Below are 24,923 nucleotides of genomic sequence, written 5' to 3'. Positions count from 1 at the left end.
CTCATAATTGTCTCGGATGATTCACTTTTACCCCCTCAATCCGCCTATGTGCCAGTTGGGGGTGCGGAATGTGGGTTTTAAATTAGTCAGTTGTCAGTGGGCAGTTGTCAGTTGTCAGTTGTCAGTTGTCAACAGTCAACAGTCCACAGTCATGAGGATTGCAACCGGAATTGATCTAAATCCCAGCACTTATCGCTTTTCAGCAGCGCTTCAAACTCAGCCCTTGGCAAAGCCTGACTGAAAATATAGCCTTGAATTTCGTCACATTCGTGCTCGCACAAAAAATCAAGTTCCTGCTTATTTTCTACACCCTCAGCCACCACCGTCATGTTCATGCAGTGTGCCATTTGAATAATCGCTATTGTTATCGCTGCATTTTGGTGATCGTCTGCAATATCGCGAATAAAACTCCTGTCAATTTTGATCGCATCAAACGGAAAGCGTTTTGGATAACTCAAAGAAGAATATCCCGTTCCAAAATCATCAATTGCTATCCTAATCCCCTGATCTTTCCACACCGTAAAAGCTTTAGCTGCTGCAATTTCGTCTTGCAAAACCAGACTTTCCGTCAGTTCTAATTCCAAACACTTGGGATCGAGATCGGTTTCTGTTAATATCTCCCTGACTCTTTCCGTAAAATTTTTGCGCTCGAATTGACGGGCTGACACGTTAACTGCCACTCGCAAAAGCGGCAAACCTGCTCTTTGCCATGTTTTAGTTTGCCTGCAAGCAGTCTCTAATACCCATTCACCCAACGGTGCAATCAAGCCCATTTCTTCAGCCATTGGAATAAATTCTCCGGGGGAAACTCGCCCCCGTTCTGGATGATTCCAGCGCACCAAAGCTTCAGCACCAATAATTTTACCTGTTTTAATTTCTATTTGCGGCTGATAGTAGATTTCAAACTCTGAGCTTTTTAAAGCATGGCGCAAGGAACTTTCTTGAAGAAGTGTATTGATAAAAAAATTAGCATTTTTTTCGCTATAAAAATGATAATTATTCCCGCCTTTCTGCTGAGATTGATACATTGCTATATAAGCATTTTTCAGCATTTCATCTCCGTCGATGCCGTCCCCAGGATACAAGCAGATCCCCATACTAGCAGTGACAGAGACTTCGCAATCTTTGACAATAATACCTTGGGATACAATATCTAAAATGTTTTGAGCAATCTTAGCCACATCCTGTTTTTCTGCAACTGGTTTAAGAATTAGTGCGAATTCTGCTGCTTCCAAACGAGCAACAATAGTAATGTTTTCCATGCAGTTAGTTAGCCGCTGGGCGATGCTGCAAAGCACCGAGTCGCCGATATCGTGTCCCCAGGTACTGTTAATACGGTTGATTTTATCTAAGCTAAGCGTGACAACTGGAACGACTCCTGAGAATTCTTTTTGACCCTCTAATACTCTAGTTAACTTTTCTCGCAAAAATGAACGATTCGGCAGGTTGGTCAAGCTGTCATACTGATGTCGGTAGAGTGCCAGTTGAATAGTTGTGTGCAAGTTTTTTTCTTCAAATGGCTTGACAATATAGCCGAACGGTTTTGTACTATTGACTCGTCGCAAAGTAGTTTCATCGGCATAAGCTGTTAGATAAACTACCGGAATTTGAAAGCGCAAGCGAATTTCTTCGGCTGCTGTAATGCCGTCGATTTCTCCTTGCAGATTAACATCCATTAAAACTAAATCCGGGCGCAATGTGGCTGCCGATTCAATCGCTTCTTCTCCCGAATAAACCATCCCAGTTATTCTATATCCTAGAGATATCAAACTGTCGGAAATATCTTCCGCAATGATGCTCTCGTCTTCAACTATCAGAATTTTTTTGTTTGACACTAATTTTTCTCCTCAGAGTGCAACTTGGGTTGACAAAAGGTTATTCTAAAAGTCGTGCCAGCAGTTTCTAACAGTTCTATTCCCCCCCGGATTTGCTTGACTAAAGACCCGACCAGTCGCAAACCCAAAGTTCGGGCTTGGCGATAATCTAAGTCTTGAGGGAAACCAATTCCGCTGTCGCTCACGGTTAGCACACAAACTCTGTTATTATCTAAAGTGAAATCTATGTTAATTTTACCTTTAACTTGTCCTTTAAAGGCATATTTGAGGGCATTTGTCACAAGCTCGTTGATAATTAACCCGCAAGGAACTGCCGTATCAATATTGAGAGAACACGGCGCAATATTTGTTTGCAACTTGACGCCTTCTGCATGATTTTCATAAGCTTGGAATAAATTGTGAGCGAGATTTTGGATGTATTCAGCAAAGTCAATGTTTGACCAGTCTTTGGAGTGATATAATTGTTCGTGCACGAGAGCCATTGATCTGACTCGGTTTTGACTTTCTTTTAACATTTCACTAACGCGGGTGTCTTGAATGTAGCGAGACTGAAGTTTCAGCAGGCTAGAAATAACTTGGAGGTTGTTTTTGACGCGGTGGTGAATTTCTTGGAGAAGGACTTCTTTTTCTGCGAGGGATGCTTTGATGCCATCTTCGTCGCGCTTGCGATCTGTAATATCCCGCACTACTGCTTGAATTACTTTTCGTCCGTTAATTTCCATTGCATTTAACAGCACTTCAGCGGGAAATTCTGAACCGTCGAGTCGTTTGTGTACCCAGTCAAAGCGACAGCTACCTGTTTGCATAGCAGTGTTCATTCTCTGTGAAGCTAGACTGACTGAATCTTGTCCGTTAGGCTGAAATGGCGGGGAAAATTCGCTCGGATGCTTGCCGTAAAATTCTTTTTTGTTGCTACAGCCAAATATTTTTAAGGTGGCGTGGTTGCAGTCAAAAAAAGATTGTTCGCAAAGCAGCATTACTGCGTCGCTGGTGGCTTCGTAAAGGCTGCGGAATTTGCGTTCTGACTCTTGCAAAGAAGCGATTAATTGGGTTTTTTGAGCTTCGGCGTGCTTGCGGTCGGTAATGTCTATTCCTACAGAAACTGCTGCGGTTCCCTGATGATATTTCTGAGCTACTATCAAATAGTTGCGGACAAAACCGTTAATTTCTATTTCTATTTCTTGGCAGGTTTGCTGAGATGAACTGTCAAAAAAAATTCGGATCAGTTCTCCGAAAGTCGAGCCTTTGTCGAGAAAGTTGATTTCTTGACCGACAAAGCTTTCAGGAGACAGGTTGAATGAGGTTGCTAAGTGCTGGTTGACTCCAATATACCGCAAATCTGAACTGATCCAAGAAATCAGTCCGGGTACGGCATCCAAAACGGCGCGAAGTTGGTCTGTAGCTTCTTGGAGTGCTTCTTCCGATCGCTTGTGATCGCTAATATCTGTCGCCGTTCCACACAAGCCTAATATAGTGCCGTTTTCAGCTTGGTTGACGATGCTATTGACGCGCAGGTGGACGGGAGTACCGTCTTTACGAATGTGTAATGTTTCGTAAGGAGAATTAGCGGTTTGTGGCTGAATTTTGGTTCTCGCTAAAAGTTGGGCAAATATTTCTCTTAGTCTACTTTCTTGCTCAGGAACTAAAAAATCGGTGAAGCGGCGTCCGATCATTTCTGGCGGTTCGTAACCGTAGATGCGTTTGGCGGCGTAATTGACAAAAGTCAAGAGGCCTTCAATATCGATCGACCAAATCAATTCTTGGGAGGTTTCTACGAGGTTGCGGTACTTTTTTTCGCTTTCGGCAAGTGCTGCCTTGAAGAATGCCGTTTGCTGCTGAAGTTTGTCTTCTAATTCTTGATTTGCCGTTTCCAGAGTTGCGATGGAGTGCTCGCGCTCGCTAATTTCAGTAGAAACACCGACTGCGCCGACAACTTCGCCGTTTCGATCTCGCAGGGCTGCCGATCGAATTTCGTGAATAAAATGCCTCTCTCGGATATTCCAAGTGCGATCGTTTCCTGCTAATACCTCGGCAATATTTTGTAAGATATTTGGCTGGCTGCTGTAAACTTCAAAAATCGATAGCCCGACAGTTGCACCGGGTTTGAGTCCCAAATTTTCTACTCCTTTCCCTGCTGCAAGGGTTAACTTGCCTTCTCTGTCTGTTGCCCACAGGAAAATTGGGGCACAACTGAGGGCGGCGTGAAGGGTTTCGTTGGCTTGTTTGAGCCGATCGATTTCTGCGTGAAGCCGCTCCTGGGTGCTGTTTAATTCTACCGTTAGTCGATCGGCTTTTTGCTGCCAACTGGCAGCAGTGTCGCACATTTCTGCGGGATTGCCGGAAGGACAGAGGGATTGGTTGCAATGTGACATGGTGACTCTGGGATGCACTGTATATTTAATCCCAGCCTATCTTTTAAGCATAAACTTTTTAAGTGAAATATTACAGTTAGCTGCGATACTCATCCGAGCAATATGCGATAGTTTAAAGCTAGTTTAAAGTATTCAGGAATTGCGACTCGCTCAGGCTTCCTGGCGACAGTTCAGAAATTGACAATCAGGTGAATAATGCCTGCAAATCGGTACTTTTACTGTAAGTATGTGTAGTAGTACAAAAAGAAGTTCCGCAATCCTCGGCTTGCACAAGAACTGGGATTGTAAATTTATTATATTTGTTTGCCTAGATTCACGCACCGAGGAAGAGGGAATCGGGAAAATTGAAATACAGCATTTCCGGATGTTATGAGGTACAGTAGCAGCCATTAGTAAACCAATTTTTGAGATGTTGAGGATTAATTAAGTGAAGAGCCACAGCAATTATGGTGTCAACCATTTTAGTAAGTAGGTCGGCGGGAAAATCCATAAGTATGTAACAAAATATTAAGTAGGGTGACGGGATTTAAATTTAATACGTTGTGTACGGTAGGCTCCTCTTTTTCCTCTAGCTTCTACTCCATCCATTACGGCGTAGGCGAGTTCTAATTCATCGTCAAACATTTTTCCGGCTAATTCATCTTCTTTAATGTGTTGCCACTCTAATTCAATTGGGTTTATTTCGTCACAATATTTGGGCAATAAAAAGATATATAAACCCCTGACCTTCCAACTTTGACCACAACTGTTTAACCTCCTGACATGGGTGTATTGGATCGTTGTCTTGTACAATAATTATAATCCGTTTCATTTGGGCCACTTCTTCTGCCTCTTTCTCCATCATCTGAATATAAGCTTTTCGCTCAACACCTCCAATTACAAACCATATATAAAGCTAGTTAAAGGTTAAAAAAGCCCCACAATACTTAATCTACGACCTCGATTTTTAGTGTGTTGTATCCGTTTTTGCTGAGCTTTTTTATAAGAGGTATAACTCGGTTTACTCCACGCACAGGATCCTGATTCATCTAAATATTTTAAGTCAATTTCTCCGGCTCTGCTGGTAATTCCAGCATATCTAAGTCTGATTGCTTTATTTCTCGCTCTTTGGGGTCTTGTTTTCCTTTATGACTATGAAAATAGCTCTTTTCCAAATGATCCCCTTTTTTTTAGTACCCGTCTTAGTCGGTCGGGACTTAATTTAATGGAGCGCTCTTTTTCTAATTTATCAGCTAATTGAAAACTATTATATGTACGTGGTTCTTTTTTTAAGCATTCTTCCAAAAACTCTATATCCTCTTCTTTCCACGCTTGCTTTACCCCTCTACCTGGTTTTTCCCAAAGGCTTTCTATACCAAATTCTTCCAATTTATGTAAGACTGCTCTCACTGTTTGTGAAGCCCAGTTAAAGTGAGTAGCTATTTTCTCAACATACCAGCCCTGTGCATTTAACCTGATTACTTCTGCTCGATTTTTGACTTTTTGTAAGACCTTCGCAATTCTCAGATTAAATAGGGTTTTGTCTTGATATTGAGTCAGAAATACTCTTAATCAAGCGCCCATATATTAATTACCTCACTAGAGCTATACCTTTATTTATTTTAACATATTTTTGTTTTTTTTACCGACATACTTATTGAGTAATCCTAACATTTTTTAACTGTTCTTAAAGGCATAGAAGGCTGATTTGCATCTTCCTCTTTTACCGCAATCAAATCAATCAAATCTTGTAGGTCAGCAATTAATTGTTGCAGTGTTGCAAACTCTTCATAAGGAATCACGGCAAATTACTTTTTGCCATTTTTGGTAATAAGCTCAGGATGTAACGGAATCATCAATATTTCCTCCAGGCGTTTAAATGTCAGCATCTTTTCGATGTTTGAGGACGGAAGTCCTCCAAGTTTTTAGAGGACTAAAGTCCCAACGATCAAACCTATGCTGAAACACAGGGCGGAAATACCTATCTCTACATACGGGAACACCGATCCGATCGCCCTCCGCAACTCCCTACAATGACAATTGTACGGGCGATCGAGCAATTGCCTCTACAGCAGTCATCATTTTTAATGCAGGGAATTAAAATTTATGCAACCGAATAATCCAAACCAATTTACCGAAAAAGCCTGGGAAGCCCTCGCCCGCACCCCCGAAATCGTCAAAGCAGGTCAGCAGCAGCAGCTAGAAAGCGAACATTTGATGAAAGCTTTGCTGGAACAAGAATCGGGACTCGCTAGCAGCTTATTTAACAAAGCGGGAGTTTCTGTAGCAAAATTGCGCGATCGCACTGATGAGTTTATCAGCCGCCAGCCGAAAATCACTGGAAGCGGGGGCAACGTTTATCTCGGTCGTTCTCTCGACACTTTGCTCGATCGCGCCGAAACTTATCGCAAAGAGTACGGCGATGAATTTATTTCGATCGAGCATTTGATACTAGGTTACGTTAAGGACGATCGCTTCGGCAAAAATCTACTGCAAGAATTTAAACTAGATGAAGCCAAACTCAAAGAAATAATTACCCAAGTCCGGGGGAACAACAAAGTGACAGACCAAAATCCAGAAGGCAAATACGAAGCGCTGGAAAAATACGGCCGAGATTTGACAGAAGCCGCGCGTCAAGGCAAACTCGATCCGGTAATCGGACGGGATGACGAAATTCGCCGCACGATTCAAATATTGAGCCGTCGCACCAAGAACAACCCCGTACTGATTGGGGAACCGGGAGTAGGCAAAACTGCGATCGCCGAAGGACTCGCCCAGCGAATTATCACCGGAGATGTGCCACAATCTCTCAAAGACAGACAATTAATTAGCTTAGATATGGGCGCATTAATTGCCGGGGCAAAATTTCGGGGAGAATTTGAAGAACGCTTGAAAGCCGTGCTCAAAGAAGTTATGGACAGCAACGGCAAAGTCATCTTATTTATTGATGAAATTCACACCGTTGTCGGGGCCGGGGCAACTCAAGGCTCAATGGATGCCGGCAACTTGTTGAAACCCATGTTAGCGAGGGGAGAATTGCGCTGTATCGGTGCGACAACTCTCGATGAATACCGCAAGTATCTTGAAAAAGATGCAGCACTAGAACGCCGCTTTCAACAAGTTTATGTTGACCAACCAACCGTTGAAGATACTATCTCAATTCTGCGCGGTTTGAAGGAACGCTACGAAGTTCACCACGGGGTAAAAATTTCCGACAGCGCGCTAGTGGCGGCGGCTACTTTGTCTACTCGGTATATTAGCGATCGCTTCCTTCCAGACAAAGCCATTGATTTAGTGGACGAAGCCGCAGCTAAACTCAAAATGGAGATCACCTCCAAACCCGAAGAACTCGACGAAATCGACCGCAGGATTTTGCAGCTAGAAATGGAAAGACTGTCGCTGCAAAAAGAAAGTAACGCAGCTTCGATAGAACGCTTGGAAAGACTGGAAAAAGACTTAAGCAATCTCAAAGAACAGCAAAGCGGTTTGAACGCCCAATGGCAATCCGAAAAAGGTGTCATCGGCAGCATTCAAAAGATTAAAGAACAGATGGATAAGGTGAATATTGAAATTCAACAAGCTGAATTAAAATATGACCTGAACCGCGCTGCTGAGTTGAAATATAGCAAGTTAACGGAATTGCAAAAACAATTGCAAGAAGCAGAAGCTCAACTAACAGCAACTCAAACCACAGGTAAAACTCTGCTGCGGGAAGAAGTCACGGAATCTGACATTGCCGAGATTATTTCTAAGTGGACGGGAATCCCGATCAGCAAGTTGGTTGAATCAGAAATGCAGAAACTTTTGCAATTGGAAGATGAACTGCACAAGCGCGTAATTGGACAGGATGAAGCGGTGACGGCGGTTGCAGATGCAATTCAGCGATCGCGCGCAGGTTTAGCCGATCCAAATCGTCCGGTTGCGAGTTTTATCTTCCTCGGCCCCACGGGTGTTGGCAAAACGGAATTAGCCAAAGCATTAGCTTCTTATCTGTTCGACACCGAAGAGGCGATCGTGCGAATTGATATGTCGGAATACATGGAAAAACACGCGGTTTCGCGGTTAATTGGTGCGCCTCCGGGATATGTGGGCTACGATGAAGGCGGACAATTAACTGAGGCTGTGCGCCGCCGTCCTTACTCGGTGATTCTATTCGATGAAATCGAGAAAGCGCACCCGGATGTTTTCAATATCATGCTGCAAATTCTGGATGACGGTCGCGTTACCGATGCTCAAGGTCACACAGTTGACTTTAAGAATTCTGTGATTATTATGACATCGAATGTCGGCTCTCAATACATTTTAGATGTGGCGGGAGATAATGAACAAATGCGGAGTCGGGTGATGGAAGCGATGCGGGGAACTTTCCGCCCGGAATTCTTGAACCGGATTGATGAGATGATTATCTTCCACGGTTTGAGTAAGGCCGAACTGCGGCAGATTGTGCTGTTGCAAGTTAAGCGCTTGGAAAAACGGTTAGCCGATCGCAAAATGTCTCTGAAGTTGTCGGAATCTGCGATCGACTTTTTAGCAGAAATTGGTTACGATCCGGTTTACGGTGCGCGGCCTCTCAAGCGGGGAATTCAGCGGGAGTTGGAAACGCAAATGGCGAAGGGTATTTTGCGGGGAGATTTTGCTGACGGCGATACGATTTTTGTGGATATCGAGAATGAAAGGTTGGCGTTTAAGCGGCTGCCTGCTCAGTTGGTGACTGCTAAATAATAGGAGTAGGGTGGGCTGCGGCCCACCTTATTTTTTGAGGCGATAGTTCTTTTTTTGACCGCAGATGTAGGCGGATGGACGCGGATGGGATGGGGGCGATCGTTCTTAAGGGCGATCGCTTTCTGATTTATCTTTTTTTTGCTCTTGGCGCTCTCGAACAGATTTAGTCAGCAGGTAAGTTGTCAAACTGCTAACGGATCTGCTTTCTTCTTCTGCCCATTCTTCCAAAGCTTTTTGAATCTCCTCTGGTAAGTATGCGGTAACTCGTCCCCGTGAAGCCATTCGTTGCACTGCAAAACATCTCAACACAGTCCATCTTACGCTGTTTTGAGTTAAGACCGATAAAAATATTCCGTTTTAAGTCAATTTATATTATTGTACGTCATCATGTGTTATAATACCACCTGTAAACAGTCAAAAGCCAGCCCCTTACTGTCCAAGGTTCCGGGCTGGCTCTGGCTCCAACATTCAATGGAGACGAATTCTATGATGACATATAAACAACCTTGCACTGTTGGGCGATCGCCCGTTTGTTACCTTCTCATCCATTGATGATTGTCGCTCGCTTCCGCAGTCGTTCAGATGCAGACGGGCATTTTCAGTTTTTGCGACAAACTATACCTCACGTTAAGTTTGAGGTTGTGTTCGATTTAAGCGGGGACAGTCACCGTTTATCGGCGTTGGGCCGCTCTACCAATTCCCTCGCCAGCGGGTTATAAACTGTAATTTTCCGGCTGTTTTGAGTTGCTTCAATTTGGGCGATCGCACTTTTTTTGATAAGTGCGATCGTCCTTGATTTCTTGATTCCGCTAGGAGTGGACTTTATTTGTGTAGACGTGATTTCCGAGTTATCTTTCTTAACTAACTTACTTCCGCACCATCACAGACTTAATTACAGCATTCTGGTGATACTTGTTAGTCTGATAAAATCCCCCTTGACCAGCGCCATAAACTCCCCCAAATTGTTTGCCTTCAGCCTTGGGAACAAACATAATGTTTCTAGTGGGTTGCTTAGCAAATACAACCCCTTCTCTCATCTCATTATCCACGTTATAAGATAAAGTAGCCTTGCCGTAAATGGCCTCAGCTTGTTTCAAAGTCATTCCCGGCCCGACGCCCTGAACTGTTTTATAACTAGAATTGTCAGTGGTCAAAAGTTCAATGACATCCGTATCTTTTAGCTTCGTACCAGCAGCGTACTCAATCCGATATTGCACTTTTCCCGATCGACTAATCGCCACAGCATCAAAGTCTACCATAAAAGGAGACTCTACCTTAAACTGCGCCGTGGAACCCAGAGCCTTTTTCAATCCTCCGAAAGTCATCCCCACCTTCGCCGCTCCCATTCCGCGATCGGAAATTGTTAAACTTGCAGAAGGTGTTTTTTGAGCAGTTTTTGCCGTTTCCCCCAACTTATTCGCACCCCCTGGCGCAATAGTGGAACCGGGCTCGGAAATTAAGGTGAGGTAACTGCCGATCGCCAACAAAGCAGCTATCATTGATCCAGACAAAACTTTAACATTCAACATGAGTAATTCTCCTAGATTTCAAATGCGACTATCTACCCGCATCTTTTGGACTATCCTGGGCATCACTTTGCTAGTTTGGATTCTCAGAGGCGTTGGTCTCTTGACATTCATTCCCGGTGCTGTTATTTGGATACTGATTTTGCTATCTTTTATTTCGGGTATCCTTAGCACTTTACTCCGTAGGTAAGCCAGCATCCGGTAAATAACACATAACAATTAACAATTCAAAATTAACAAATTATTTTGATTTTTTCATTGCTTTTCCCACTGTCACATTCAACTGAGCGCCGATCAGCATCACCAAAGAAGAAATATCGAGCCACAGCAGCAACACAATAAAAGTTCCGATCGTGCCGTAAGTCCAAGTGTAATTGCCCAAGTGCAAAACATAAAACCGAAATAAAGCTGAAAAGAGCGCCCACAAAATAGCAGCAAAAACAGCTCCCGACAAAATAGGAACATCTGGTTGACGGCGGCTAGGCCCGTAGCGGTAAACAAAGGCAAAGGCAAGTGATACAATTCCCAAAGAAATCGGCCACCGCCACAGCCGCCAAACACCTAACAAGTGCGACTCTAAAGGGCAATTGCCGGCGAGGATCAAGCAATTTTGGACATCTTTTAAATCGCAATTGGCGACGGACTCCAGCAGGCAACTCTGGCGGGCAATAGCTTGTACAATTAAGTCGCTGACAAATACTACTCCCGATGCCAAAATCAATAGTATAATTGTGCCGACACTCAGCGCCAGAGAAATAAGTTTGGCTTTCCAAAATGGTCTAGTTCGATCGATCGGGATTTCATGGATGCGATCGAGTGCAGCCATCGCCGCGCTCATTACTCCAGAAAATGCCCAAATTGCCCCAAGAAAGCTCACCGAAAACAGCCCTTTACTCCGAGTCAACAGAATTTCTTTGATTAAGCCACCAATCAAATTCCGCACGTCATCGGGTATAACTTCGCCCAAAAGACGGGCGATTTGATACAGTGTTGACTGCAAAGGTTCAAACAGACCGATCGCAGATAAGATAGCCAACAGCCCCGGAAACAGCGCCAGCATAGAATTGTAGGCCATTTCAGCAGATAGCCCCGGCAAGCGCTGTTCTCCCGCCTTAGCGCCGACTTCCTTGAGCGTGCCCCAAGTCAAACACCGACAAAACAGCCAAAAACCACCAAATTTCCGTTTGAGAACTCGAAGCAGCCTTAAAAGCGCCTTAAACAAAGCTAAAATCAGGTAGCGCAACCAGTAATAAATGTTCATAGCGCACAGGCAACGGGGCGAAAGATGAGGTATACAAGTCGTTAATTAATTAAGCCATTATCAACTCGCAATTGCCAATTCCCAATTCCCCAATCTAAAATCTAAAATCTAAAATCTAAAATCTAAAATCAATATTATGGCTCAGGATGTCAGACAGTGGTTAGATGAAATCAAGCGGCTGCAACAGCAGTTAACAGAAGTTTCGCGCGATCGCGATGAGGCCGGTGAAAGTGCCGCTCAGTGGCGCCAACTCTACAATACCGAAGCCGAGCAGCGGCGGAATGATGCGAAATTAACTCAGCAAAGCATCGCTTCTCTGGAAGCACAAATAGAGCAATTACAAAATTTTTCTCCCATTATGCCCGAAGGCGACGATGCTGGAGTTGCTCGCCAGCAGGAAGTCGCACAACTGGAAACAGTAGGCGAACTTAAAGCTAAGTTAGCAGAAGTTCTCCAAGAGCGCGATCGGGCGATCGAACAAGTTAAACAACTTACTCAAGCCCTCAAACAAGAAGAAGCCCGTCACGCTGAGACTAGCAAAAATTTAACTAGCGCCCTCGGAGATGCTGTTGACTTGCTCACGAAAGCCCAAAATCCTGCCCCTGCAAAAACGGAGACAGTATATTCTTTAGAAATAGTACCTACTCGCACTGCAAATCCTGGCGAAACTGCTCTGGAAATTCGTCAAACTTCTGCCCCAGGCAAAAATAACGCCCAACTTCCACCTTCTAAAAATCAGTTACTAAATCTACCGCCATTTGGTAATTAGGAATTAATAATTCAGGAATTGTCGGTATGGCGAGTCCCCTTAGCAGATGGGATTTAGTCACCGATGCGTTGTTTTTGTTTTTGTTTTCCTGCAATTAAGTGGCATTAATTTATCAGCTTCTTTATGATTCCGTATCCACAGATGGTTTACTAATCGATGTAAATGTACTATATCCCACCCTATAATCTGCACTCAAAATTTTAAAAACGACCAACAAATCTTCCTCGCGTCGTACCAATCTACAGCCTTTAGAGAGAACTTAATTGAGCTAAATTTTACTACTATGGAGAACGACTGATACGCGAGGAAACTTCATGAAAGCAGAGATATCCGCAGTCTGGGCAAAGATTCAGAGCATGATCGACGGCTTGATTATCCTGTTGCCCAATATGGTGCTGGCGCTAATTGTCTTTGCCATCTTTGTCTTTTTTGGCAGGGCAGTGAAGAGAACGGTCAGGCAGCTTACCCGCCACCACCACCAAGCAAGAAATTTGGGGCTGGTGTTAGGACGGTTGGCGCAGGGTACGATCGTTCTAGTTGGTCTGTTTATTGCTCTTTCGATTATAATTCCCACATTTAAAGCTGGGGATTTGATTCAATTGCTGGGAATTAGCGGGGTGGCGATTGGTTTTGCCTTTCGCGATATCTTGCAAAACTTCTTAGCCGGTCTCCTAATTCTGTTGACGGAACCGTTCCGAATCGATGACCAGATTGTGTTTAAAAACTTTGAGGGAACAGTAGAAAATATTGAGACCCGCGCTACAACAATCCGAACCTATGATGGTCGCCGGATTGTCATTCCAAATGCCGAATTGTTTACGAATGCGGTGACAGTGAATACTGCTTTCGATAAACGCCGCACGGAATACGATGTTGGTATTGGTTACGGCGACGATATTGACCGCGCCAAGCAGTTAATGCTGGAAGCATTGTACAGCGTAAATGAGGTGTTGAAAGATCCTGCACCCGATGTGCTGGTGGTTGAGCTAGCAGAAAGTACCGTCAATATCCGCGTTCGGTGGTGGATTACTCCGCCGCGCCGAATGGACGATATGCGATCGCGCGATAAGGTAATTTGTGCTATTAAAAAAAAGCTTGTGGAAAACGGCATCGATTTGCCTTATCCCACGCAACAAATTTTGTTTCACGACCAAACCGAAGAAACCGATGGCGATCGCTCCCTGCAGCGCGAAGGATGGCCCGCGGGCAAAAGTAAAGTTCCGAAACCTCGCACTATTGGCGGATCTGTGGGAAAACTTGCCCAAGGGCGATCGCAACTTGACGACAACGGACAATCTTAACCGCGTCACAATTCATGAAAAATATCAAGTTGAGAAAACTTTGGGATTCGCTGCACTCTAGCTACTGGTTTATCCCGACGTTGATGGCAGCGAGCTCAATTATTTTGGCATGGGCAATGCTAACAATCGATCGTACAGGCGGTACACCTAACTGGTGGTGGATTTACATCGGTGGAACAGATGGAGCGCGAGCGCTGCTTTCATCGGTTGCTGGTTCAATGGTTAGCGTTGTGGCTACAGCTTTTTCCATTACTATTGTGGCGCTGCAGTTGGCGAGTTCAAATTTTGGCCCCCGATTGCTGCGAAATTTTATGCAGGATACCGGCAACCAAATCGTGCTCGGCACTTTCATTGGCACGTTTATTTACTGTTTGCTCGTACTGCGGACTATTCATGGTGAAGGAGATGGATATAGTTTTTTTGTGCCGCAACTCTCGGTTACAGTCGGTACGGTGCTGGCAATTGCCAGTATGGGCGTGCTAATTTACTTTATCCATCACGCATCCACTATCATTCAAGCCTCCCACGTTATTACTCAAGTTAGCGGGGATTTAGACAAAACAATAGATAGGCTGTTCCCCGAAAAAATCGGGCAGAGTGCAGCCCAAAAACCGTGGCAAGTCGAGGAAATCCCAGCAAATTTTGAAGAAGAAGGCAGGCCACTTAAAGCCACGGCAGATGGTTATGTGCAAGCAATAGATGATGATGAATTAATGAAAATAACCCAGAAGTACAATATACTTGTACTTCTGAAAACTCGACCGGGAAAGTTTATAATTAAAGGCAGCGATTTAGCGCTGGTTTTGCCGGGAGAAAGGGTCGATGGGGAACTTACTCAACTGATTAATGATGCGTTTATTGTCGGCAAGGAACGAACAGAGTATCAGGATGCAGAGTTTCCCATCTATCAATTACTTGAAATTGCCTTGCGCGCGCTTTCTCCTGGGATAAACGATCCCTTTACTGCAATTCGGTGTATTGACAGATTGAGTGCTGGATTGTCTCGCATAGCGCAACGGGATTTTCCCTCGCCCTACCGCTACGACGACGAAGATAATTTGCGCGTCATCGTTGAAGTAGCGACTTTTGAAGGGTTAGTTAATAGTGCCTTTAACCAGATTCGACATTACGGGTATACAGACGTGGCAGTAACAATTCGGTTGTTGGAAGCGATCGCTAGAATTGCTCCCTATACCCGCTACAATAAAGACCGTGCCGTACTTTTGCGTCATGCCGCTATGATTGAGCGCGGCAGTTTGGCAAAAATCACCGAGGAATGCGATCGCGCTTCTATTATCCAGCGCTACGAAGCAGCCGCCAAAGTTTTAAAGCCAGAGTAATATTATGTCCGATCTATCGCTCGCATTCAAACACCTTTTGGACACCGAAGTTTAACCCAACAAGCGATCGTATAAATCAAGAAAAAAAAAACAGAAAAAAAGGACAAAATGAGAATCGAAGTGAGCATAACTTCTTCCCTCTTCCCTCTTCCTTCCCTTCTAAAACCCCGTTGCCCCAGCTACTGCATCCCAACTCGGAGCAATTCCCTTTTTTAAATTATGCTAAATTAACTCAGCAAAATATTGCCAATTTGGAATCACAAACAGAGAAATCCTAAAAGTTTTCTCGCAATGTGTCGGAAAGTGGCGAAGCTGGAATTGCCAGCCAGCATGAAGTTGAACAACTGCAAACAGTTGAGGAACAATACTTCGGACAGTTTTTTAACGGCCCTGTAAGCCTTACGGAGGAAGCCCTGCCATTTTTAAGGCATTTTAGGAAACTTAGCGTTGCACTTAAACCTTGAATAAATAGTCCAGCATATAGCCAGTCAGGGTTTCAGACACTCGACTAGATCTAAAACTGTCCGAAGTATTGGAGGAACTTAAAGCTAAATTAGTTAAGCTATCGCGCATTTAAATTGCATATTAGAGGCGGGCGGGACGCCCACCCCACAAAAGTTTGAGTATTTTTTAACAGACAATTTAAATGCAGAACAGCTTATGGTACTCCAAAAGCGCGATCGGGCTTTGGAACAAGTCCTATCGTTTCCGGTGGCATCGGTATTGTTCAAATGTCCAAACAGTCAGTTGTCCCGAAAGCATAATTTTAGTCAACCGCCAACAATTATCTCGCTCGTGCCACCGGAATTGATATCACTCGCCGAGCGATCGAAGGAGTAACAAACCAGGATTGATATGACGCCTAATTTTCAAGCAAAAACCACAGTCCGATTTCCGTAAACTAAAACACGATTTTGTAAATGATATCGCACCGCCCTGGCTAAAACAACCCTTTCTAAATCTTTACCTTTGCGAACCAAATCCGACACTTCATCGCGGTGACTCACGCGCACAACATCTTGTTCGATAATCGGGCCAGCATCTAAATCTGGTGTAACATAGTGGGCTGTTGCACCGATAATTTTTACCCCTCTTTCATAAGCTCTTTCGTAGGGATTGGCACCCACAAACGCGGGTAAAAATGAATGGTGAATATTAATTACATTGGGAAATTTTATGATAAAGTCTTGACTCAAGATTTGCATATATTTAGCCAAAACTACTAAATCAATCTTATATTTTTTAATAATTTCTAACTGTTGTGCTTCTTGAATAGCTTTATTGTCTTTAGTAATGGGAATATACTCAAAGTCGATACCGTATTGTGCGGCAAGAGGCTTTAAATTTTGATGGTTGCTGAGAATCAGCGGAATTTCACCTCTAATTTCTTGCGCTCGCTGTCGCCAAATCAAGTCTAATAAACAATGATCTTGACGGCTTACAAAAATCGCGAGTCGCCGAATTTTATGGGAGAAATGCAATTGCCAGTTAGCTTGTAAGTCCTTGGCTATTTCACTAAAAGCAGGTGTTATTTGTTCGGTGGTTAAGTCAAAATCATCTAATTGCCATTCTAGCCTGCTCAGAAATAATCCAGCGGTAAAATCTGTATGGTGATCCGCGTGGATGATATTGCCGTTGTGGGAGGCGATAAAATTGGCAAGTAAGGCGACGAGTCCTTTGCGATCGGGACAGGAAATTAACAGGGTTGCAGTAGGCTTGGTCATTTTATACTCGCTAAAGTTTTATTGACGCTCCGCACCATACAAGCTCTTTAAAGTTATTCTGTAGGGTGTACGGTACGCAGCGTACTGTTTGTTACTCGAACTACCGCCGTTTGGTAATCAGGAATTTAAAATACTGCTTGCTCCGAAGATTTGTTGTGCGGTTAACTGCAAGTCTGGGAAGAGTGAAGAAATCAGTGGATCGCCCTTTTGAAACAACTGTTTTTGATACTCATCTTCTCGCAGCATACAAATCGTAATTGTCGGCTGTTTGGGTTTGCCAATATATTCTCTGCCACCAATGCCCAGATAATCCACAATCCAATACTCAGGCACTCCCAGCAGTGCGTAATCTTCAACTTTGCGGGCGTAGTCGTTCTGCCAATTGGTGCTGACGACTTCAGCGATTAGTTTAATTGAGTTTCCCGATGTAATTACAGGTTCTTGTTGCCACAAAGGTTCATTAATTAGTTGAGTTCGATCTACTACAAGTACGTCGGGGCGAAACGCTGTTGCTGTTCCTAATAGTTTGATGAGACAGCGAGGGGGAATAAAGTAGGGTAGATCCAGATGATCGATTTCTACATTGAGTTTTCGCCCGAGGAAGGCGGATACTTGTTCGTGCGACCCCGTTGGTTTCATTTCGGTTAATTCACCATCGATTAGTTCGTAACGATCGCTGTCGCCAAAGTTGGCAATAAATTCATCAACACTTAGAAGTTTGGCAGGTGATTGAACCATTCTGTTTGCTCCTGGTGATGAATTAAGAATTTTTTTAACGAACCGCAGAGGACGCAGAGGAAGAGAAGAGAGAGAAGATGACAAAGAGTTTTCATATTTCCCTGTTCCCTCTTCCTTCTTTTAAAATCCCATCGCCCCAGCTACCGCATCCAAAGTCGGAGCAATGCCACTTTTAAATTGATTGTTGCTGTGATTAATTGCCGTATCCGGGTCTTTCAAACCGTTACCAGTCAACACGCAAACCACCGTCGCCCCAGTCGGAACTTGGTCTTTTACCTTCAGCAAACCGGCCACAGAAGCTGCACTCGCCGGTTCGCAGAAAATCCCTTCCTCGGATGCTAACAAGCGGTAAGCGTCGAGAATTTCGGCGTCGGTGACAGCGGCAAAACTGCCGCGGCTGGCTTCGGAAGCTGCGATCGCCTGTTTCCAGCTAGCGGGGTTGCCGATCCGAATCGCCGTCGCCAAGGTTTCTGGGTTCGCCACTGGTTGGCCCGTTACCAACGGTGCAGCCCCGGCCGCTTGAAATCCCATCATCTGCGGCAAGCGCGAACATTTTTTGGCTTGGTGGTATTGACAAAAACCCATCCAGTATGCTGTGATGTTTCCCGCATTTCCCACGGGAATGCACAGCCAGTCGGGGGCATCGCCTAAAGCGTCCACCACTTCAAAAGCTCCGGTTTTCTGACCTTCCAAGCGGTAAGGATTGACCGAGTTGACCAATGTCACCGGATAATTGACAGCCATTTCGCGGACAATTTCTAGGGCTCGATCGAAATTTCCCCCAATCGAAATTACTTCCGCACCGTAAAGCAAAGCTTGCGCCAGCTTGCCCAAAGCCACGTAACCTTCGGGAATCAACACGAAAGCTCGCATTCCCCCGCGTCTGGCGTAGGCGGCGGCGGAGGCCGAAGTATTGCCCGTACTGGCGCAAATTACAGCCTCGGCACCAGCTTCCTTCGCCTTGGAAATCGCCATTGTCATCCCCCGGTCTTTGAAACTACCAGTGGGGTTGAGGCCGTCGTATTTCACCAGGACGCGCACGTCTCGACCGATGAGAGAGGCGATCGCAGGTGCTGGAATCAGGGGAGTATTGCCTTCTTGGAGGGTCACTACCGGTGTGGTTTCCGTCACCGGCAGGTAGGGGCGATAAGCTTCGATCAAGCCGGGCCAGCCGTAGCGCTTGGGCGAGGCGGCGCGGGCAGCAGAGTTAGCAGTAGAGTCAGTAGCAGGTAGAATCAGGGTCACGATGTCAATGGTTTTAGGCAATGGCTAAGGAATTTACACTAATTTTAGCTCGATCGGTTAATTTGATGTTTAATACGATCGGTTCAGGTTAAAGTAACTTAATGGTGTGAATGTGTAGATATGTCTACTCAATTACTAATGTCAAATAATTCATCCACTCTTTCCCGGCCTCAAGTCACCGCGAGCAATCCCGAAATGGCTAGTTCTTCTACCCTATCGACCAGTTTTGCCCGCAAAGTAGATTTGGTAAAGTGCCCCTACCAAGCCGATCAGCAAGTTAAGTTCCTGCACTTGCAAGCAGAAATCGAATCCTTGCTGCTGGAAGTGCAAAGCCTCAAACAGCAACGCTCGATCGCTGGCTTGCCCACTCTCGACCCCATTTCTGGTAGCAACAGCAATTAGCACACAACAGTCGCTAATGCTAACTGTGCTGCCCCTGTGTTATAAAAACAAAGGTTTTGCTACCCGCAGTATTTTTTGCCAAAAGTGCTAGAAATTCCTAACTGCGGATAGCGATCGCTAGCATTTGCTAAAACGCGCTTGCCTACTGCTCAACTCGTCTGCCACAAGCTGGCAACGAGCTGACATTTTACTGCGCTTTTTTATGGCGCTAATTTGTTAAGCCATGCTCATGGCATACGGAGAATCGAAATCAGTTTATGACAGCATCGATCGAAAAACCACTAAATTTGACATCCGCAAGTGACCCTTCCAACCTGCGCCTCAAAGATATTCTCAAAACCCTGCCGCGGGAAGTATTTGTCAAAAACCCCCGCAAAGCTTGGACAAAAGTAATCGTCAACGTTTTGCTAGTTGCTGTCGGTTACTGGGGCATAGCAGTCTCTCCTTGGTTTCTACTACCCCTGATGTGGATTTTCACAGGCACCGGATTAACCGGTTTTTTTGTGATCGGCCACGACTGCGGCCATCGGTCATTTGCTAACCGCCGCTGGGTAAACGATTTAGTCGGACATCTCGCATTTCTGCCGTTAATTTTTCCGTTTCACGCATGGCGGCATGGACACAATTACCACCACAAGCACACCAACAAAATTGGCGAAGATAATGCTTGGCAGCCGATGACAGCAGAAGACTACGCTGGCGCGTCCAAGCCTTTACAAATCGCTTATAGTTTAATATTCGGTCGGATGTGGTGGATCGGCTCGATCGCCCACTGGGCCAAAGTACACTTTATGTGGTGGCGCTTCAAGGGCAAACAGAAACAAGAACAAGTCCGGTTTTCTGTGTTAGTAGTTTTAATCGGTGCTGCGATCGGATTCCCGATTTTAATTGCAACCACAGGCATTTGGGGATTTGTCAAATTTTGGTTGATGCCCTGGCTGGTTTACCATTTCTGGATGAGCACTTTTACGATCGTCCACCACACAGCACCAGACATTTCATTTAAAGAACCCGAAGAATGGAACGAAGCCCAAGAGCAACTATCGGGAACAGTTCACTGCGATTATCCCCGCTGGGTAGAGTTTCTGTGCCACGACATTAACGTCCACGTTCCCCACCACCTTTCAACTGCTATTCCCTGGTACAATTTGCGCCTCGCCCACAGCAGCTTAAAGGAAAATTGGCAAGATCATCTCTACGAAACAGAATTTTCTTGGTCTTTAATGAAGCGGATTGCCGACAACTGTCACTTGTACAATCCCGCTGGCGGCTATCAAACATTGCAGGAATTTAACGCTAAAACAAAGTAAGTTTTAAACGCGATAAATGCCAGAAAAACCCGGTTTCTCAGAAAGAACCGGGTTTTTCGATATTACAATCCGTAGCCTTTGTAAGGGGAGAAATGCGTACCCTACTGTCAATCTCACAATCCGTACCATTATTAAATCAGTCATTCCCAATCTAAAATCTAAAATCTAAAATCTAAAATCGAATGACTTTCAATCCCAATAACTGTCGCAACGAAAGCGAAGTAGAAAGCAAACTCATTGTCAGCTATCTGCTACCAAAACTAGGCTATACGCCCGACACTTGGCACCAAGAAATAGCATTTGGGAATATTCGTCTAGACTTTCTCTCATTTGCCACCCAAGTTATCCCCATAGTTGTCGATGCAGACTCACCGATGAGTGTAGTTATGGAGGCTAAACATCCCAAGGAAAATTTAGACCGCCACCTGCGAAAACTCCATCGCTATTTAACAAGTTTGAGCATCCGCTACGGCCTCATAACTAACGGTAAAGAAATTAGAATTTATGCAAGAATTACCGATGATATTCAGCTAGTCTTTAAGTGTGCTGGACAAGACCTTGAAAATAGAATTGATGAAATAATCGCTTTAATTGGCAGAAATAGTTTAAAACCTATCAAAAATTCCGATAAACTCGAACTGGAAGATAGTAAAATTAATTTGGTTAGTCCTGAGTTAGTTAGCCAAGTCCCAGTACAGCCCAACAATCCCGCCACCGAAGAACCGGAGCCAAGTCAAATCTCTGAACCGGAACAAATACCTGAAAATTCTCCAGTTAAGCCTCAAGTTAAATCCGATGTAACCGTTATCAAAAAAAGCCAAAATACTATGAAAATCATTGCAGTTTACCATAATAAAGGTGGCGTTGGCAAAACTACAACTGTAGTCAATTTAGCAGCAGCGCTGAGTAAGAAAGGTAACAGAGTTTTGGTGATCGACTTAGATAGTCAGGCTAATACAACTTTTGCGACTGGTTTAGTAAAATTTGAGGATGAAGAACAAGATGATTTGAAAGATAATAATATTCTTCAAGTTTTGCAATCAGAAGACTTTTTCTCGATCGAAGAAGTAGCTCGCAAGTCTAATTTTTGCCATCCCGAAATAGATGTGATTCCTTCCCACATTGATTTAATGCAATATGAAACGGAACTCAATCAACTAGATTACAGCCGCATGATTTTAATTCAAAAGCTAGCAGAAGTACAGGATAAATATGATATTGTACTGATCGATACACCGCCATCTTTGAATTTTTATGCTAGAGTTGCCCTAATTGCGGCCGATTATTTAATTATTCCTTCTGACTTAAAACCTTTTGCCAATCAAGGACTGATTAATGTTAAGGATTTTCTTAAAAAAGTTAATGGATTCAAAAAACAAATTGGCAAGAAACCACTAGAAGTTTTAGGTGTACTTGCTTGCAAAATCTCAACTAATGTTAAATTTCTACAGTACAGTTTGCCCAAGCGGAGGGAGGCAATTCCCAAACGCTACGGCTTTGAAATCATGGACAGCGTAATTTACGAGAGAGACGATTTAGCAAAGTGTGCAGAACAATTTCAAATCGTGGGAAATATGGAAATCGCCGATCCCATTTCAGTGCTAGACTTTAAGCCTGATTGCATCGCATCCCAAGAATTTGAAATGCTAGCCCTCGAAGTTTTGGAAAAAATAGGTAAAAACTAATGAAAAAATTATCTCCGTCACTGGTTGCAGTTAAAAAAATTACATCCGCAGTACCCCGTTCAAATTTTTCCGAGGCTGATTTGGAGAAATTAGCGAGATTGATTTTAGAGTCAGGAGGATTGATTAACCCAATAATTGTCCGCCGAAACGGTATGGATGCTTACGAAATAGTAGACGGAGACTTTGAATACTATGCGGCGGCGAGAGCAAAGGAAATAGAACCTCTCAAAGGCGAGACAATCGGAGCATTTATCCTGGAAGAAGAAAATGAAGAACTTCTCCTCGAACAACTTGAAATTCTCAGAAAAACCGCAATCATTGACAATCCAAAAGTAAGTGAGGTTCCGCAACAGTCCTCCAGCTTTGAACAGCGGCTGACCAATATTGAAACTCGATTGGAAAACAGAATTAATGAATTGAAAGCCGACTATACGCGGGAAAAACAGGCGCTGATAGAGAGGGTTAAAGATGTTGAAAGTCGGATTCCCAAACCTGTTCCGCTGTTGGAAGCACTCAACACTCAAGATAAATTCAAATTGGCTACAAATTTGAAAAATGCTGGCATAAAAGCTCAAACAATAGAACAAATCATTAAAGAGCGAGATTTGCAGCAGTTTGCATCTTTTGAAAATGTGTTGGAACGCATGAAAGGTAAAGGGTTAGGCGAGAAAACAATGATTAAGCTTATTGACAAGTGGCAAAAATATTTATAAGCTTTCAGCCATCTCAACTGCATTTTTGGGGCGATCAAAGCCCATGCGACAAACGTTGAAAAACCCGATATGACTCGGCGGTTGAAACCGATCGTACACAAACTTTCGTCCCTCTCGCTTGAGACTAAAGAATAAAGGGGATATTAAAGCTGGCTTTCGTATAAATCGCAATTGCGATCGCAACTCGCAACGTCAGCCCGATCGCCCTGACGCCAAAATAAGTAAAGATGAGTAAAGCAGTGGATCATTGGTGTCCCACAGCCAGTTAAACTCATCACAGTCGCTTTTTTTAAGAATTGCAGTAACTTTTGCCGATCTGGCTGTCACCACACAGCCAGCAGCACAGTTACAGCAGCAAGGGGATATCTCCCCAGATAACCGAGTTCGATCGCAGACTGGGTAAGGTGTTTGTCTCGCACCCTACAATTACAGTTCTTGGGTTAGTCCTGCATCCCTTAAAACGCAGACTGTAAAGTGCAAACATACATAAATACCCAAACATCAGATTTTCATGACAAAAGGGGACTTGTAACAAGATGGATCGATCGTCCGATCAAAACCGAATAGTTGAATATTTGCGGATTAAGCCAATTAGTCACACTCAGATTTACACTTCCCAAATTGCAGTACCAGAGCCTCATCGGGGCGAAATTCCTCGCGAACGCCGCGAAGCTCTCAGGAGAAGTCTGATCGAGCAAGGCAGCAACTTGATTCCTTTAATTGTACGCCCTACAGAAGCTTACAGCAACGAAGAAGAATATGAAGTTGTCTGCGGCTCGGATTGGTGTATTGTTGCTAAAGAACTCGGCATCGAGCAAATGTGGGCGTGGGTATTTGAAATGACCGACCAGGAGGTAGCTGTTGCTCAAGCAGAAATGGAACATTTAGCTCCGCAACCGACTCAGAAAACAGCACAAATTGAGACTCTACTGCAGCAATTTGAGCTATCATTTCAAAAAAAGGTAGATAGTCTCACAAAACAAATAGAACAATCTATAAAAAAAAATGAAGACCTGCTAAAAAAGCACGTAAAAGCTCTAACTGATCAGAACTTTGAGCGTAACCAAATAGAACAGATTAAGCATTTGCTCGAACAAGTGGAAAAAGCATTTCATGAAAAGGTAGATAAAATGGCTAAAAAAATTGAACAATCGAGCAGCAACTGTCCGCCAACATCGGCTGTAATTTCTGAGGTAAATCTTGAAGCTGCTTTGAGACAGTTGGATGAACTGGAAAAACTGCTGTCAACAAAATTAGAACGCACAGTCCAAACAATTAATCAGTTTGTTTCCGACGCCATTGAAGACGTAGAAAATGACCTGAAAAATCAAATTGAAACGCTCCGCCGCCAATTGGGAGCCGCCGCGACGCACTCAGAAAGACAGCCCGATGCACAGCCGAAGAAGCAGTCAAAAACGCAGCCGAAGAAGCAGTCGAAAGCACAGCAGAAACCTCAGCTACCGCAGTTGCAATTGGAGTTGCCGTTTCCGTCCCCAGAGGACGATTACGAAAGTCTTTCGCTGAGACGGTTGAAGGCGATCGGCAAAGACAAGAAAGTGCGGGGCTACGCGCGCATGAAACGACCGGAAATTCTGGCGGCTCTCAGACAAACTGACGGCCAATAAAACGATAATTGCTAGTAGTTAAAGACTAATTACCTCAATTCCAATACCATCGGAATAGTAAAATCCAGTCAACAGTCCACAATCACGGATGGTGCAACCGGAATCAATCTAATTCATCTGCGTTAATCTGTGTTTATCGGCCTGTATCTGCGGTAAAAAAAAGAGAATTTATCGGGCTGCCGATGACAAGGGATTGACGCAGATTGACGCAGATTAAGAGAATAGAGATCGGGAAAAAGCGCGATCGGGCTTTCAGAATAGTCCTCGGCAGAGATATGAAAACCTGTTTCCTGTATTGTAACCCACATTCCGCACCCCCAACTGGCACATAGGCGGATTGAGGGGGTAAAAGTGAATCATCCGAGACAATTATGAG

General features: G+C 44.2%; 23 protein-coding genes. 12 read left to right on the top strand and 11 right to left on the bottom strand.

Going from position 1 to position 24,923, the window contains the following annotated elements:
* Positions 1-149: 149 nt before the first annotated feature.
* The 5 genes from QUA40_RS20130 to QUA40_RS20115 form a co-directional block, all read right to left on the bottom strand.
* Complete coding sequence (locus tag QUA40_RS20130; RefSeq protein ID WP_333129022.1) at positions 150-1,835, bottom strand: EAL domain-containing protein; 1,686 nt, start codon at positions 1,833-1,835, stop codon at positions 150-152.
* Positions 1,835-4,207 carry a PAS domain S-box protein gene (locus QUA40_RS20125; protein WP_333129019.1) on the bottom strand — a complete coding sequence of 791 codons (2,373 nt, stop codon included), beginning with the start codon at positions 4,205-4,207 and terminating at the stop codon, positions 1,835-1,837. The genes QUA40_RS20130 and QUA40_RS20125 overlap by 1 nt, the downstream gene beginning before the upstream one ends.
* A 507-nt stretch (positions 4,208-4,714) precedes the next feature.
* Positions 4,715-4,999 carry a hypothetical protein gene (locus QUA40_RS29080; RefSeq protein WP_445301171.1) on the bottom strand — a complete coding sequence of 95 codons (285 nt, stop codon included), beginning with the start codon at positions 4,997-4,999 and terminating at the stop codon, positions 4,715-4,717.
* 339 nt (positions 5,000-5,338) lie between these two features.
* On the bottom strand, positions 5,339-5,707 hold the full coding sequence (locus tag QUA40_RS29075) for a helix-turn-helix domain-containing protein (protein ID WP_445301173.1): 369 nt from the start codon (positions 5,705-5,707) through the stop codon (positions 5,339-5,341).
* A gap of 146 nt (positions 5,708-5,853) precedes the next feature.
* On the bottom strand, positions 5,854-5,988 hold the full coding sequence (locus QUA40_RS20115) for a hypothetical protein (RefSeq protein ID WP_333129017.1): 135 nt from the start codon (positions 5,986-5,988) through the stop codon (positions 5,854-5,856).
* Between the two features lie 304 nt (positions 5,989-6,292).
* On the opposite strand from QUA40_RS20115, the gene clpB reads away from it, so the two are divergent.
* The gene (clpB, locus tag QUA40_RS20110) at positions 6,293-8,908 is read left to right on the top strand and encodes an ATP-dependent chaperone ClpB (RefSeq protein WP_333129015.1); all 2,616 of its coding nucleotides are present in this window, start codon (positions 6,293-6,295) and stop codon (positions 8,906-8,908) included.
* A 105-nt stretch (positions 8,909-9,013) separates the two neighbouring features.
* On the opposite strand, the gene QUA40_RS20105 is transcribed toward clpB, so the two are convergent.
* Complete coding sequence (locus QUA40_RS20105) at positions 9,014-9,190, bottom strand: ribbon-helix-helix domain-containing protein (RefSeq protein ID WP_190737742.1); 177 nt, start codon at positions 9,188-9,190, stop codon at positions 9,014-9,016.
* 224 nt (positions 9,191-9,414) lie between these two features.
* On the opposite strand from QUA40_RS20105, the gene QUA40_RS20100 reads away from it, so the two are divergent.
* Positions 9,415-9,627, top strand: coding sequence for a hypothetical protein (locus tag QUA40_RS20100; RefSeq protein WP_333129014.1), 213 nt, complete (start codon positions 9,415-9,417; stop codon positions 9,625-9,627).
* A 147-nt stretch (positions 9,628-9,774) separates the two neighbouring features.
* On the opposite strand, the gene QUA40_RS20095 is transcribed toward QUA40_RS20100, so the two are convergent.
* Positions 9,775-10,437, bottom strand: coding sequence for a hypothetical protein (locus tag QUA40_RS20095; RefSeq protein ID WP_333129012.1), 663 nt, complete (start codon positions 10,435-10,437; stop codon positions 9,775-9,777).
* Positions 10,438-10,675: 238 nt separating this feature from the next.
* The gene (locus tag QUA40_RS20090; protein WP_333129010.1) at positions 10,676-11,695 is read right to left on the bottom strand and encodes a YihY/virulence factor BrkB family protein; all 1,020 of its coding nucleotides are present in this window, start codon (positions 11,693-11,695) and stop codon (positions 10,676-10,678) included.
* Between the two features lie 136 nt (positions 11,696-11,831).
* Here QUA40_RS20090 and QUA40_RS20085 point away from each other — a divergent pair, with 136 nt between their 5' ends.
* The 5 genes from QUA40_RS20085 (at position 11,832) to QUA40_RS20065 (ending at position 15,945) form a co-directional block, all read left to right on the top strand.
* Positions 11,832-12,464 (top strand): hypothetical protein, encoded by a 633-nt coding sequence (locus tag QUA40_RS20085; protein ID WP_333129008.1) that lies wholly within the window; start codon positions 11,832-11,834, stop codon positions 12,462-12,464.
* 314 nt (positions 12,465-12,778) lie between these two features.
* Positions 12,779-13,765, top strand: a complete 987-nt coding sequence (locus tag QUA40_RS20080; protein WP_333129005.1) for a mechanosensitive ion channel family protein — start codon at positions 12,779-12,781, stop codon at positions 13,763-13,765.
* Positions 13,766-13,779: 14 nt separating this feature from the next.
* Entirely contained in the window at positions 13,780-15,105 is a 1,326-nt protein-coding gene (locus QUA40_RS20075; protein ID WP_333129003.1) for a DUF2254 domain-containing protein, read from the top strand.
* Positions 15,106-15,398: 293 nt separating this feature from the next.
* Positions 15,399-15,569 (top strand): hypothetical protein, encoded by a 171-nt coding sequence (locus tag QUA40_RS20070; RefSeq protein ID WP_333129000.1) that lies wholly within the window; start codon positions 15,399-15,401, stop codon positions 15,567-15,569.
* A gap of 196 nt (positions 15,570-15,765) precedes the next feature.
* Positions 15,766-15,945, top strand: a complete 180-nt coding sequence (locus QUA40_RS20065; protein WP_333128998.1) for a hypothetical protein — start codon at positions 15,766-15,768, stop codon at positions 15,943-15,945.
* 29 nt (positions 15,946-15,974) lie between these two features.
* Here QUA40_RS20065 and purU read toward each other — a convergent pair whose 3' ends face one another.
* From purU to thrC, 3 genes are all read right to left on the bottom strand, one after another.
* A complete protein-coding gene (purU, locus tag QUA40_RS20060; protein WP_333128995.1) occupies positions 15,975-16,829 on the bottom strand; it encodes a formyltetrahydrofolate deformylase in 855 nt (284 codons plus the stop codon).
* Positions 16,830-16,946: 117 nt separating this feature from the next.
* Positions 16,947-17,567 (bottom strand): Uma2 family endonuclease, encoded by a 621-nt coding sequence (locus QUA40_RS20055; RefSeq protein ID WP_333128993.1) that lies wholly within the window; start codon positions 17,565-17,567, stop codon positions 16,947-16,949.
* A gap of 120 nt (positions 17,568-17,687) precedes the next feature.
* Positions 17,688-18,812, bottom strand: coding sequence for a threonine synthase (gene thrC, locus QUA40_RS20050; RefSeq protein ID WP_445301172.1), 1,125 nt, complete (start codon positions 18,810-18,812; stop codon positions 17,688-17,690).
* 138 nt (positions 18,813-18,950) lie between these two features.
* Between thrC and QUA40_RS20045 the strand changes: the two genes are divergently transcribed.
* The 5 genes from QUA40_RS20045 (at position 18,951) to QUA40_RS20025 (ending at position 24,547) form a co-directional block, all read left to right on the top strand.
* Complete coding sequence (locus tag QUA40_RS20045; RefSeq protein ID WP_333128989.1) at positions 18,951-19,214, top strand: hypothetical protein; 264 nt, start codon at positions 18,951-18,953, stop codon at positions 19,212-19,214.
* Between the two features lie 257 nt (positions 19,215-19,471).
* A complete protein-coding gene (locus QUA40_RS20040) occupies positions 19,472-20,524 on the top strand; it encodes a fatty acid desaturase (protein WP_333128987.1) in 1,053 nt (350 codons plus the stop codon).
* Positions 20,525-20,706: 182 nt separating this feature from the next.
* Positions 20,707-22,209, top strand: coding sequence for an AAA family ATPase (locus QUA40_RS20035; protein WP_333128986.1), 1,503 nt, complete (start codon positions 20,707-20,709; stop codon positions 22,207-22,209).
* Positions 22,209-22,922 (top strand): ParB N-terminal domain-containing protein, encoded by a 714-nt coding sequence (locus tag QUA40_RS20030; RefSeq protein ID WP_333128983.1) that lies wholly within the window; start codon positions 22,209-22,211, stop codon positions 22,920-22,922. Before QUA40_RS20035 ends, QUA40_RS20030 begins: the two co-directional genes overlap by 1 nt.
* Before the next feature lie 536 nt (positions 22,923-23,458).
* Positions 23,459-24,547, top strand: a complete 1,089-nt coding sequence (locus tag QUA40_RS20025) for a Rho termination factor (modular protein) (RefSeq protein WP_333128981.1) — start codon at positions 23,459-23,461, stop codon at positions 24,545-24,547.
* Positions 24,548-24,923 lie beyond the last annotated feature (376 nt).

This window comes from Microcoleus sp. Pol11C3, assembly GCF_036701485.1.
Taxonomy (GTDB): domain Bacteria; phylum Cyanobacteriota; class Cyanobacteriia; order Cyanobacteriales; family Microcoleaceae; genus Microcoleus.
The sequence above is the reverse complement of the archived record's forward strand: the minus strand, read 5'-3'. Positions and strand labels throughout refer to the sequence as shown.